The sequence below is a fragment of the Massilia sp. Masssp93 genome, from assembly GCF_059491295.1.
Map to the genome: position 1 here is coordinate 4,012,613 of NZ_CP168502.1, position 12,207 is coordinate 4,024,819.

The 12,207-nt window shown below is 70.5% G+C and carries 8 protein-coding genes; 4 read left to right on the plus strand and 4 right to left on the minus strand.

The genetic code is table 11. From position 1 onward, the window contains the following. The first annotated feature begins 46 nt into the window (after positions 1–46). Positions 47–3,235, plus strand: coding sequence for a hypothetical protein (locus ACEN9Q_RS16305; RefSeq protein WP_495625305.1), 3,189 nt, complete (start codon positions 47–49; stop codon positions 3,233–3,235). Beyond that, positions 3,232–4,542, plus strand: coding sequence for a diguanylate cyclase (locus ACEN9Q_RS16310; RefSeq protein WP_056436696.1), 1,311 nt, complete (start codon positions 3,232–3,234; stop codon positions 4,540–4,542). The genes ACEN9Q_RS16305 and ACEN9Q_RS16310 overlap by 4 nt, the downstream gene beginning before the upstream one ends. Here the strand turns inward: ACEN9Q_RS16310 and ACEN9Q_RS16315 are convergent. Together ACEN9Q_RS16315 and ACEN9Q_RS16320 are read right to left on the minus strand one after the other, a co-directional pair. After that, entirely contained in the window at positions 4,539–5,633 is a 1,095-nt protein-coding gene (locus ACEN9Q_RS16315) for a type IV pilus twitching motility protein PilT (RefSeq protein ID WP_056436699.1), read from the minus strand. The two genes, ACEN9Q_RS16310 and ACEN9Q_RS16315, sit on opposite strands and share 4 nt — an antisense overlap. A gap of 2 nt (positions 5,634–5,635) precedes the next feature. Beyond that, complete coding sequence (locus tag ACEN9Q_RS16320) at positions 5,636–6,535, minus strand: SET domain-containing protein (RefSeq protein WP_495625306.1); 900 nt, start codon at positions 6,533–6,535, stop codon at positions 5,636–5,638. Between the two features lie 318 nt (positions 6,536–6,853). Between ACEN9Q_RS16320 and ACEN9Q_RS16325 the strand changes: the two genes are divergently transcribed. Together ACEN9Q_RS16325 and ACEN9Q_RS16330 are read left to right on the plus strand one after the other, a co-directional pair. Further along, positions 6,854–7,435 carry a hypothetical protein gene (locus tag ACEN9Q_RS16325; RefSeq protein WP_495625307.1) on the plus strand — a complete coding sequence of 194 codons (582 nt, stop codon included), beginning with the start codon at positions 6,854–6,856 and terminating at the stop codon, positions 7,433–7,435. 299 nt (positions 7,436–7,734) lie between these two features. After that, the gene (locus ACEN9Q_RS16330; RefSeq protein ID WP_157201718.1) at positions 7,735–8,727 is read left to right on the plus strand and encodes a hypothetical protein; all 993 of its coding nucleotides are present in this window, start codon (positions 7,735–7,737) and stop codon (positions 8,725–8,727) included. Between the two features lie 64 nt (positions 8,728–8,791). Here the strand turns inward: ACEN9Q_RS16330 and sctC are convergent, their stop codons facing one another. Both sctC and ACEN9Q_RS16340 read right to left on the minus strand, forming a co-directional pair. Next, entirely contained in the window at positions 8,792–10,708 is a 1,917-nt protein-coding gene (sctC, locus tag ACEN9Q_RS16335) for a type III secretion system outer membrane ring subunit SctC (protein WP_495625308.1), read from the minus strand. A 12-nt stretch (positions 10,709–10,720) separates the two neighbouring features. Then, entirely contained in the window at positions 10,721–12,169 is a 1,449-nt protein-coding gene (locus ACEN9Q_RS16340; protein WP_082547720.1) for a helix-turn-helix transcriptional regulator, read from the minus strand. Between the last annotated feature and the right edge of the window lie 38 nt (positions 12,170–12,207).

Here is a 12,207-nt window from a genome sequence, read left to right on the forward strand (position 1 = left end):
CGGCAGCCTGCCCCGTGCACGCGCCGCCCACTTTCCAGAGACGCTCATGCCAACCCCGACCCGACTTTCCGGCGCCAGCTCATCCGACATTCACGAGATCGCCCACCCGAACGACACGCCGGTGCAGCCCACGCGCCCCGAGCCGACCCGACCCTCGCCCAGCCGCCGCAACGACGGCTGGATCGCGGCCATGAAGCGCAAGCTCGCCCCGCGCCCGATGACCACGTCGAGCTCCGTGCTCGGCAGTGTCACCAAGGCGCGCCCCATGACAGCGCGCGCCAAGCTCGGCCTCGCGCCCGACGAAGCGCACAAGCCGGACCCGCGCGCCACCACCCAGGCGGTCGCCCTGCGCCACGGGCGCAACGTCGCCCAGACCGTCGGCGGCGCCGCCCAGACCGGTCCGGCGCGGGTGGCACCGGACATGCCCATCGTCGAACCGGGCGGCACCGAGGCCGTGGCCGCTGCCCTGTTCAATCGCGCCGGCGTGGGCGACAGCCATGTGCTGCCGGCCCGGATCGCGGCCGACCTGCGCCTCTACCTGGCGGCGCCGGCGCACGCCGGCGCCGATGTGGCGGCCGAAGCGGCCGGGCGCCAGGAGCTGGTGCTGCGGCGCATGTCCCAGGCCTTCGGCAACGACGCCGCCGCCGCGCGCGCTGCGCTGGACGGACTGGTGGCCGCTCCCGCGCCGCTGGCCGTCGAGGATGGCGCGTTCGAGCTGGCGCGCCGGCTGGCCGCCACGGCGCTCGGCCATTCGACCTTGAACGCCTTGTGCGCGCTGGACCGCCCGCGGCCCGCCGATACCGCGCTCGACGCAGCCATGCGCAACGACGCCCAGCGCCTGGCCTTCACGGCCGCGAACACCCTGATCGATGCCTTGCCCGAGGGCGCGCCGCGCCCGGCCAGCCTGGCCGAGGTCAGCGCGATTGCCGTGGCGGCGCTGGCCCCGCACGACCGGCCGCACGGCACGCCGTCGCAGGCGCCGCCGGCGCCGATGAAGGGCAACGTCAGCCTGGCGGCCAAGGCCTTCCTCGCTGCGCATCAACTGGCGGCCAACCCGGAAGCCGAACCCGAACGCCATCTCAAGAACGCATATTTCTCGTGGCGCTGCGGCTTCACGGAAGAAGGCCCGGGCACCCCGCTGGCGCGGGCCCAGGCGCGCATGTTCAAGTTGTCGCGCTATGCACGGCGCGCCAGCAATCCCGGCATGCTGGGCGCCTTGCGGCGCGCATTCGGCTTCAACAAGTCGCCCATGTCGGCCCTGTCCATGGGGACCGGCGGGGCCAGCCTGCGCCAGCCGGAGGACGACTTCCTCAAGGCCAAGGTGATCCAGGACCTGGGCGACGTGTTGACCGAACGGGCGCAGGCGCGCGGCACCGCCCCGCTCGAAACCCGTATCGGCGATGCGCTCAAGGGCGCCGCGCTCGAACAGTGGTACACGCGCACCGCGCACAAGGGCTGGCGCGACAAGACGACCGTCACGCCCGCCATGCGCAAGGCCATCGCCGCGCGCGCCGCCGAGCTGGCCGGCGTCAGCGTGAGCGAAGTCAAACTCAATCCCACCTATCGGGAGCTCAAGGGGACCCGCTCCGTGCTGCGCCCGCGCGGCGGCGCGCAGCTCGACGTGGCCACCCTGCGCCGGTGGATCGGGCAGTGCGCGCCGGACGTCGCCGATGGCGCCGCGCCCGACGAAGCCGCCGCCCTGCACGCCGGTGCCGACCAGCTGGCCACGCTGGAGCACAACGGCGAAGTGCCGCTCGATGCCTCCACCCCGCAGACCGTGCTCCAGAACTTCAAGCGCGTGATCACCGAGCCGCGCATGACGTATGACGTGCGGCTGACCAACGGCGGCCAGTACGGCATCAACTTCAACGTGGCGGAAATGCTCAACCTCCCGGTGATCAAGCACATCCCGTTCGTTCCCTTCGTGCTGGCGGGTCCGGACGTCAAGCTGATGCACGGCCGCATGGCGATGATCAACGGCGGCTCGTCGGCCAACCACGGCCAATTGTTCATCGGCAGCGACCGGCGGGTCTCGGGCCACCTGGGCGCCAGCGCCACCGCCGGCGTCACCCTGCTGGGCAAGCGTCTCGTGGCCAGCGGCACGCTGCAGGCGCTGCCGCTCATGGTCGACGCCTCCAGCCCGAAAGGGGTGATGGTGCGCTGCCGCTTCCAGCCGATCGGCCCGGCGCCGGCCGGCCATCCCGATCCGTGGCGTGCAAAGCTGCTGTCGGTGGTCGATGCCGCCACCGCAAGCGGACCGGGCGGTGGCTTGCCGACCGACGTCAACGCCATGTGGGATGCGCTGTCGCATACGTTCTACAAGGACCCCGATGTGTCGCTCAACTGGCTCGAGTCGCGCGCCAGCTCGGTATCGAGTTCGATCGGCGCTTCCGCGGGCCCGCGCTTCCAGCATAACGGCTACAAGGTGGGGCCGAATCTCCAGGCCGGCGCCACCAAGACCTGGTCGACGCGGGTGCGCCGGCAGGAAACACCAGGACCGCTGCGCGCCGAATATGCCAGCAGCGCGAGCGCGCGCCAGGTCGGCGTCGCGGCCACCCTGGTCGCCGCCGCCCCGCCGCTGGGCGACTTTTCCGGGGAGACCGGGCATGTCGCCTCGATGTCGCTGCCGAGCGCGTCGGTGATCGGCTTCGGCACCACGATCCTGCAGTCGGAAACCGGCTCGGTATGGCGCATCGCCGAGGAGGACGGGCACATCGATCCGGCCCTGACCTACCGCGACACGACCTTTACCAGCATGAAGGACATGAAGCGCTACGTCGACAGCCGCCGCGCCGGCTGGGATGCGGTCTACCCCAACCAGCCGCCCGACGCGCCCGATCCGGCCGAGCCGATCGACATGTACCTGGCCCGCGTGGAGGGCGATGCGACGGCAGGCAACCAGGTGTTTGCCGAGCGGGTATGGCTGCGCCCGGATGCGGCCCGCCAGGTCAACGTGCTGCGCGAACTGCGCGACGCGCTGGTGGCGCCGCACGCGCAGCCGAGCCAGGACCAGGCGGCGCAGATCGCCATGCGCAATGCGCAGATCAGCGCCCTGCTCGAATCGGACCGGAGCTGGGACAAGCGCTTTTTCTATTCGCTGGAAATCACCGGCCAGTCGCGCGCGGTCGGACCGAACTTCATGGTGACCGGCCAGCAAGTGTCGGAGGTCGCGCATCCGCACCAGTTGAGCGTGCTGCGCGCCGAGCGTCCGGCTCCACCGGCCGAGCTTCCATGACGCATCTTTCCGACGCACCGGCGCTTGCGCCGAAGCCGGCCAGGCGCATCTGCCTGCTCGGCGACAACGCCCTCCTCGCCCGCGACACCGCGCTGCAGCTGCGCGCGGCAGGCTTCGACGTGGCGGTCGCGACGCGGATCGACCAGCTCGCCGCGCAGCAAGGCCTGTGCTGCATCGTCGTCGACCCGGCCGGCCGCGGCGGCCGGTTCAGCGATCCGGCCTGCGCGGCGGCCATCCGCGCGCAGTGCGCGGTGCCGGTGCCGATCCTGTGGCTGGCCCCGCTGAACAAGTTCGAGACGCGGCTCGCCGTGGCCCGCGCCGGCGTGGATGGCTTCCTTGCCAAGCCGCTGGAGATCGACGAACTGAAGGCACGGATCGAGGCGCTGGTGCAGCGCCTGGACCGGCCGCCCTGCCGGGTGCTGGTCGTCGCCAGCGATGCGGCCCGCCTCGACGGCATCGAAGGGGCGCTCGCGCAGGCCGGGATGGAAGCGCTGCGCCTGCACAAGCCGCTCGACCTGGTCGCCACGCTCAGCCGGCATCATCCGGACGCCATCGTGATCGACGTCGACACGCCCGCCTGCAGCGGCATCGACCTGGCCATGCTGATCCGCCAGGACCCCGGCTTCCTCGACCTGCCCGTGCTGGTGCTGTCGGACGACGGCGATCCCGCCGCGCGGCGGCGCGCCGTGGCGGCCGGCGTGGACGACTTCCTGGCGCCCCCCTGCGCGCGGGCGGACCTGGCGCTCGCGGTCATGCTGCGCGTCGAGCGTTCGCGCGCGCTGCGCGACCTGATCATGCGCGACGGCATGACCGGCCTGTACAACCACGTCGCCATCAAGGAACAACTGCTGCGCGAAATGGCGCGCGGCAAACGCGACGGCAGCCCGCTGGCGCTCGCCCTGGTCGACCTGGATTACTTCAAGAAGATCAACGACACCTATGGCCACCCGGTGGGCGACCAGGTCATCCGCGCGATCGCCCACATGCTGCAGCAGCGCCTGCGCCACGGCGACCTGATCGGCCGTTACGGCGGCGAGGAGTTCGCCGTGATCATGCCGGGGACGACCGCGGCGGCGGCGGCCCGCGTGCTCGACGGCATCCGCGAACTGTTCGGCACCCTGTCCCTCAAGGCCGACGAGACGATATTCCACGCCACCTTTTCCGCCGGCGTGGCGGACCTGGACGCCGCCGGCGGCGGCGCCGATCCCGCCGGCCTGTTCCGCCTGGCCGACACGGCCCTGTACGACGCCAAGCACGCGGGCCGCAACCGCGTCGCGCTGGCGCAGGCGGAGGCCGGACTCGGCTAGCGCATGCCGCCCAGCATGTCGTGCAGCTCGAGACGGTTGTAGGCCGCGCGCATGGCGTCCCGCGCCGCGACCGTCTTTTGCGCCACGAGTTGCGCCAGCACGTCGTTCAGGCTGCGCGACATGGTGTCTTCGCGGCGCCGCAGGACGTCCTCGATCTGGTGCACCTTGTCGGGATCGGCGATGAAGCGCGCCAGCTGCTGGTTGTGATTGAAGAGGATTTCGTGGGCCAGCACGACGGCGTCGCCCTGCTCGCTCGGCACCAGGCTCTGGAAAATCACGCCGACCAGCGAGCGTGCCAGGCCGGCGGCGCGCTGGTCGCGCTGCTCGGCCGGGAAGAAGGCGAGCAGCCTGCTGAGCGCGCCGACCGCGCTGTTGGTGTGCATCGTCGCAAGCACCAGATGGCCCGATTCGCCCGCGTGCAGGACCGTCTCGGCCGTGTCCGAATCGCGAATCTCCCCGACCATGAGCACGTCCGGCTTCTGGCGCAACGCTTCGCGCAGGCCCGACGAAAAGGTCGCCGTGTCGGTCGGCACTTCTTTATGCGAAATGATCGACTGCTTGCGCTGCAGCTGGTATTCGATCGGTTCCTCGATGGTGACGATGTGGGCGCTGCGCGTGGCATTGATGTGGTCCAGCATCGACGCGATCGTCGTCGACTTGCCCGAGCCGGTGGGGCCGGTGACCATGATGACGCCGCGCGTCGCCTCGACCATCACCCGGACGTGGGGCGGCAGCCCGGTCTGCGCCAGCGGGATGGGGTGCCGCGGGAGGCGCCGGATCGACACCGTGACCCTGGCGCCGCCGGCGGACCGGTAGACGTTGCAGCGCAGCCGGTAGTCGGTCAGCGCGAACGGCCGGTCGATGGCTCGGTCGGCGATCCTGTTCTTCCAGTCCTCGTCGATCGCGCCCAGCACCGGGACCATGTCTTCGAGCGTGACCGGTTCGGCGCCGGCCTGGCGCCAGCCGCGCGGCGTCTTGATCATCATGGGCATGTCCTGCTCCAGGTGAATGTCCGAAAAACTCTGCTCGGAATTCACCAGGGACACGAGTTCGTCCAGCAGGTCGCGGACAAGGCTGAATGCGTGGGGCATTGCTAGCCGGCGAGGTACATGGGGCGGTACACGGCGGCGATGGTCTCGGCCGGGTGGCCGTAGTTCCAGCGCAGTTCCGTGTCCGCCGCGACGTCGCCGGCGGCGAAGAACGCGCCGATCGAAAAGCGGCGGCCGCCTTCGGCAATGACGTGGAAGCGCGCCACCGTCATGTTGTAGCCGTCCCCCGCCTGGGCCACCGGCAGGCCGGCGGCATCGTAGGCGAGCCGGGTGTTGGCCATCGCGAGGATGTTCTCGCCGTCGACGAATGCAAAGTTCCCGCCCGACACGGCGGACAGGATGAACGCGTCGTCGGCGCACGCGAAGTACATGGCCGGCGTCAGCAGCTGGCCGCCGTACACGCCCAGGCATTCGCCGCTGCGCAGGTCGCGCGCGGCGAAGACGCCGAGCTGCCCCACGAGCACGCGCTCGCGCGGATCGGCCAGGTCGGCGCCGGTGATGGCGCGGCAGACCAGGCGGTCGTGGTAGGCGGCGGCCAGCGCCGCCGCGCCCGCGTCGGGATCGAGGAACGGCAGCACCGCCTCGCGGCGCGGGTCCTCGCACGCGCCGAACCGGTCCGGCCCGTCCGCCACGGCGACGATGTGGATGGGCCGGTGCCCCGCGTCGCGGAACGGGTAGCGCCCGTCGAGGAGCGGCGAATACGGCAGCCGCGCGACCGGACGGCGCTGCTTGAAGCGCTCGAACATGGCGGCCAGGTGGGCCAGGGCCTGCGCCTCCGCCTGCGCGTCGCCGGCCAGCGTGTCGACGATGCGCGCCTTGAGGGCCGGCACGCTGTCGAATATCGCGTCGTGCGCCGCCGCGCCGGGCAGGCGTTCGGCCTGCGCCAGGCAGGTGTCGATCGTCTCGATGAGGGATTGCACGCGGGGGTCGGTCGCTGCGCTCATGGGGTTTCTCGCTTTCTCGGGTGGGCCGCGCTGGTCGGCAGTGGCGCCACGATAGCCCCGCCGGCGGGCGGCCGGCCGCGTCGATGCGAAGCGCGGCGGCGGGAATGCGAAACTTCGCTGGCGGCGCGGCCGGATCGCTTCCCCGCCGCACCCCGCGCACGCGGCGCCCCAAGCTGGACGTACCGACCAACCACCTGGGGTCCCCATGCCACAAACCCGCATCACGGATTATTTTCGACCGGTGAACGACCCGGGCCAGTCGTCCCCGGCACCGGCCCCCCGCCCGCCCGCGCCACGCGTCCCGCCCCCGGTGGCCCGGTGGCGCCGGAACTGCAGGCGCGCGCGCCGCAGCCCTATTCGACCGGGTCGGTGAACCGCGGCCACGCGCGCGCCGACCTGGGCGCGAAGCTCGCGGCGTTCTCGGAACGCATGCGGCGCGAACAGGCGCCGCCGGCGCCGGCGTACGTCCTCAGTCACATGACGCAACCCGCGCCGGCACCAACGGCCGAACCTGCACCGGCCACGCCGCAGCAGCCGCTGTTCGTCCTCAGTCACATGACGCAACCCGCGCCGGCACCAGCGGCCGAACCTGCACCGGCCACGCCGCCGCAGCCGCTGTTCGTCCTCAGTCACATGACGCAGCCCGCGCCGGCACCAGCGGCCGAACCCGCGCCGGCCACGCCGCCGCAGCCGCAGCCGCAGTTCGTCCTCAATCACACGTCGCAAACGCATGCGCCCCAGCAGCCGCTCTACTACCTCAACCACAATCCGAACCCGGTCTACGCGGACCCGTTCGCGCGCGCGAACCGTCATTCGTACTTTGCGGGCCGGATGACCAACCTGCTGACCGGGCTGCCCAACCGGTTCCTGCCGCGCCGACGCGGCAACGGCGGCGTCTGAGCCGGCGGTCAAACCGTGGACGCGCCGTCCGCATCCACGCCCCGCGTCGCTGCCGCGGCCGTGTTCCCTCGCGCGCGGCTCGTCCTCGACGAACGCAGACAGCCGGCATGGTCGACGGGCCGTTCGACGAAGCGCCGGCCGGACTTCGGCGCCAACCGCACGTCTTCGCATCCCGCCCCGGCCGGGAAGGACCGTTCTCTTACGCTATGGTCCAGGAGGATCGCGTTCGCGATTCTGCGCGGCCAGACCTTTTCATTCTCCCGTAACCCAACGCGCGCCTGCGCATCGAGGAGCACAGCATGAGCAGTATATTTACAAAGATGAAACACGCGTTCCAGCATCTCGGCCACGATATCGAGAAGGCCGCCGGCGCGGTCGCCCACGGCGTCGAGCACCTCGCGAAGAAACTGGCGCACGACGTCCTGAACGTGTTGAAGGATGCGCTCGACCTGACCGAAGCGCTCATGGAGGGCAACATGAAACTGGCGCTGCAGGACCTGGCCAAGCTCGGCTCGGACCTGGAAAAGACGGCGGCGGATGCTGCCACCGGCACCGCCGACATGGCCCTCAAGACGCTCGGCGACCTCCACCTCGGCAAAGGCTTCGACCATCTCGTCGAGGATGTCGAAAAAGGATTGGAGACCGTCAAGGATGCGATCAACAAGGGCACCGACGCCGGCCTGAAGGACCTGGTCAATTCGGCCGAGGGCATCGTCGAACACTCGCTCAGCGCCGTCAAGGACCTGGCCCATGGCGACCTCAAGGGCATGATGGGCGAACTCGGCCACGTCGGCGAGGACGCCCTCAACCTGGCCGCCGACCTGACCCCGGAAGGCATGGGCACCACGATCGCGGCCTCGACCCTGTCGGCCCTGCACATCGGCAACGACAAGATCAACGGCGCGATTGCCGGCCTGATGCATGGCAGTGTGGGCAAGGTGGTCAAGTCGGCGGTGGAAACCGGCACGAACGCGGGCGCGACCGCGCTGGCGAACGGCACCGCCAGCGACGCGATCTTCGGCGGTGCCGCGGTGCTGACGGCGGCGTCCCTCGTCCCGGGCGGACGCGGCAAGAAAGGCGGCCACACGACGAGTCGCGTGTCGACGGAGCCGTCGAAGCCGCCGAAAGGCGAGCACAAGACCGGGCACAAGGACGACAAGAAAGCGGACAAGAAGGACAAGAAGGACGAAAAAGACGGCAAGGACGACGACAAGGGCAGCGACAAGTCGCCCAGGATCTTCGTCCTGCCGACGAAGAGCGATGCGTTCACGCGCAACGTCAAGCGGGTGTAAAAGCCTGCGGCCGACATGAAAACGGCGCCCGCGAGGGCGCCGTTTTCGTTTGGCCGGCAGCGTGTCAGGGCGCGGCCGCGGGCACGGCTGCGCGCTTCATGCGGCAGGCCAGGCGCGGCTTCTTGACGGGGGCCGGCAACACGGCCTGGCGCGCGCTTTCCGTCGCGCCGATGCCCCCGATGGCCGGCGACAGCACCCGCGGGGTCAGCAGGAACATGCGTTGATAGTGCTGCCCTTCGTGCTTGCGATAGCGGAACATGTCGCCGATCACGGGCAGCCGCGAGAGGCCCGGCACCGCCGTTTCGGTATTGTCGTCCTGGGTGACGGAATAGCCCGCGATCAGCAGGCTCTCGCCTTCGGTGATCAGGGCCTGCGTGTCGATGGTGCTGTTGCTCACCACCGGCAGCTGCCCCACCTGCTGGGTGGTGAGCTTGCCGTCTTCGATGTGCACGTCCATGCGGATCTGCTGGGCCCCGCCGGGCGCCGTGATAATCGACGGCAGCACGCGCAGGGACACACCGGCGGACACGCTGTACAGGTCGGCGGACTGGTAGCCGGCCACCTGCACGTAGAACGTCTTCTTGCTGTCCATCAGCGCTTCGACATTGTCGAGCGTCTCGACGCGCGGGCTGGCGGTCACGCGCGCCTGGTCCTTCTGCTGCAGGGCGCTGATGCGGTTGAGCAGGTAGCGGCCGGCGTTGCCGATCACCGTCGTCAGCACGGCGCCCTGGGGCGTGGCCGGCAAGGCGCCCGATACCGGAACGACGCCGAAGCCGGCGGGGTTGAGCGAGTCGGGATTGGCCGCCTGCGGCAGCTGGCCGTTGCCGGTCTGGAGGTCGAGGTGGCCCGAGTGCAGGCGCCAGTCGATGCCCAGTTCGTTCAGGGCGTTGTCGGTGATTTCGATGATGGTCGCGTCGATTTCGAGCACGCCTGGACGCATGTCGAGCGACTCGATCAGGCTGGCGTAGGCGGCCATGTTCCCGGCCCGGTCGCGCACCAGGATGGCGTTGCCACGCGGGTCCGCTTCGATCGACGGCCCGGCCTGGGCGGCCGGCGCGCGTTCCTCCTCCTGTGCGCGCGCGAGCGGCGGCGCCCCGGGCGGCAGACCGGGAGCAACGCCGGACGGAGCGGCGGCGGGCGCGCCGGGCGGCGTCATGGCGCCGAGTCCGGACAGCGCGGGCAGCGGCGGCACCCGGTTACTCGGCAGGCGCGCAGCCGCGTCGTCCTGGGTTTCGCGCATGCTCGGCAACCGGTAGGTGTCGCGCCGCACCGGTGCCGGTTCGGCGCCGGTGCCAGGGGTCTGCTGCCCGTACAGGCCGCGCAACAGGCCGGCGACGCCGCGTACGCTCACGCTGCGTCCGTTGATCGTGATGGTCTTGTCGGTGGCCGACGCGTAGCGCAACGGGAAGCGCTTCACGACCACGGTATCGCCCGAGACCTGGACATGGTCGATCAGGCGCGCGACGTCGTTGACCAGGTCGACCAGGTGCGGCGGCCCCGACACGACGGCCGTGCGCGACACGTCGTCGTAGCGCACCGGGAAGCGCGGGTCGTCGATCTGCAGCCGGGCCAGCGCCTGGCGCAGGTCGGCGGTGCTCGCATGCTGCAGGCCCAGCGTGGCGCTGCGCGCCTCGTTGGCGCCGTAGATGCGCAGCACCGCCCCGTCGTAGTACCAGAGCACGCCGAACGACGCGACCATCTTGTCGAGGAATTGCTGTGGCGCGCTGTTGAAGCGGCCAGTGACGTTGCCCTCGACCTGCGGCGAGATCCAGGTCATCACGTGCTGGCTGGCGCCGAAATCGCGCAGCACGTCCTTGAGGTCCTTGCGGTCGGCGACGTATTCGAAACGGTTGCCCTGCCACGGAATGCGCTCGGCGTGGGCGGGAGCGGACGCGGTCATGGCCGCGACGGCGGCGGCGACCGCCAGGAACATGGCGAGCCGCGAGGGCCGGCGCCGGCGTGCGGGAGTCGATGGGCTCATGACGGCGGCACCTCAACCGTAGATGGTCTCGGACGGCGACTCGTGGAACTGGCGCCGGTATCCCTTGGCCAGCACGGAGCGGCTCTTCACGCCCCAGCGGCTGGCGGTATCGACGATCGAGCCGTTGACCCGTGCGTCGCTGAGCAATTCGTCGCGGATGCCCTCCAGCCGCAGCTTGCGGATCAAGCCGCCCGGCGTCATGCCGATCGAGCTCTTGAAGGTCATCTGCAGCGCACGTTCCGTCACGCCGATCTGGGCGGCGACTTCGCGCGTGCTCAGGTCGGCGCGCTCGAGGTTCTCGACGATGTGGCGGTAGGCGCGCCGGTATTTCGCCGGCAGGCGGGCGGACAGGTCGTCGACGGCCAGCGCACGGCCGGGCTGCGGATGGATCGCGCCGGATTCGGGCGCCTCGCTGCGCAGGCAACGCAGCGCCTCGGCCGTGTAATTGGCGTAGAGCTTCAGCGCCTGGACCGGATTGCCCTGGCGCGCGGCGATCCGTGCCACGCAATACAGGTAGTCGAAGTTGCAGCGGCGCGTGCCAAGCTCCGTTTCGGTGCGGTTGAGCTTACCCATCACGGCCTCGGCCACGTCGTCGAGGCCGCCGGCGAACGCCGCCAGCGCGATATCGATCTTGGTCAGCAGGCCCTGGATGCCGCTGCGGAAATTGTGGCCGTGGTGCGCGATGGCGATCAGCGGCGCGGCGGCCAGGCGGTCGCCGTCGGCCAGCGCGGCCAGGCGCTCGAGATAATCGTTGCGCTGCGTGATCAGGGCGGGCAGCGGCGCCAGGATGGCCGTGGTGGCGGCGAGCCTGCGCGTGACGTCGGCGCGCTGGTTGCCGGCGTACGTCTGGACCAGCTGCGCCGAGCTCCAGAAGGCGTGGTCGTTCAAGGTGGTGGAGGTGCGGATGCGCAGCTGGACGTCGAACTCGCGCGCCAGCAGCCCGATCACGATGCGCCAGCCCGGCTCCGCGTGGCCATCGGCCAGCGTGGCGGCCTCCAGCAAGGCATTGTCGGCGTCGCGCTGCAGGCCGAGCTGGTGCTGCACGAGCGCGACGCCGATCAGGGCCTCGATGCGCTCGCCCGCCGTGGCGGCGCCGTCCTGCACGATGCGGGCGAAGCATTTCGCCGTCGTCGCATAGCGGTCGCGCATCATCAGCTGCCAGCCCGTGTTCCGGCACGACATGATGCGCAGGCGGTCGTTGTCGTTGACGGTGAATTTCTGCGCGCGCCGGTACAGGTCCTCGGCGTCTTCGTCGTAACCGAGCAGCAGCGATGCGTCGCCCGCCGCCACCAGGCGCGCGACGTCGACTTCGCCCAGCTTGCGCGCCGCGCTGTCGAGTACCTCGTCGACGGTGCAGTAGGCGCGCTCGGCGGCGCCGTCGAGGATGGCGGCCGCATAGCCGGGCAAGGTGCCGCGTTGCGCAAGTCCGGAACACAGAGCGAAATAAATGGTCGAAAACATGGTGCACCTCCCGGTTGATCTGTTTGCGGCCGGGTTAT

Bases quoted from the DNA above. Each gene is read 5' to 3' on its own strand.
- ACEN9Q_RS16305 (WP_495625305.1), top strand. From the start codon at position 47: ATGCCAACCCCGACCCGACTTTCCGGCGCCAGCTCATCCGACATTCAC.
- ACEN9Q_RS16310 (WP_056436696.1), top strand. From the start codon at position 3,232: ATGACGCATCTTTCCGACGCACCGGCGCTTGCGCCGAAGCCGGCCAGG.
- ACEN9Q_RS16315 (WP_056436699.1), bottom strand. From the start codon at position 5,633: ATGCCCCACGCATTCAGCCTTGTCCGCGACCTGCTGGACGAACTCGTG.
- ACEN9Q_RS16320 (WP_495625306.1), bottom strand. From the start codon at position 6,535: ATGAGCGCAGCGACCGACCCCCGCGTGCAATCCCTCATCGAGACGATC.
- ACEN9Q_RS16330 (WP_157201718.1), top strand. From the start codon at position 7,735: ATGAGCAGTATATTTACAAAGATGAAACACGCGTTCCAGCATCTCGGC.
- sctC (WP_495625308.1), bottom strand. From the start codon at position 10,708: ATGAGCCCATCGACTCCCGCACGCCGGCGCCGGCCCTCGCGGCTCGCC.
- ACEN9Q_RS16340 (WP_082547720.1), bottom strand. From the start codon at position 12,169: ATGTTTTCGACCATTTATTTCGCTCTGTGTTCCGGACTTGCGCAACGC.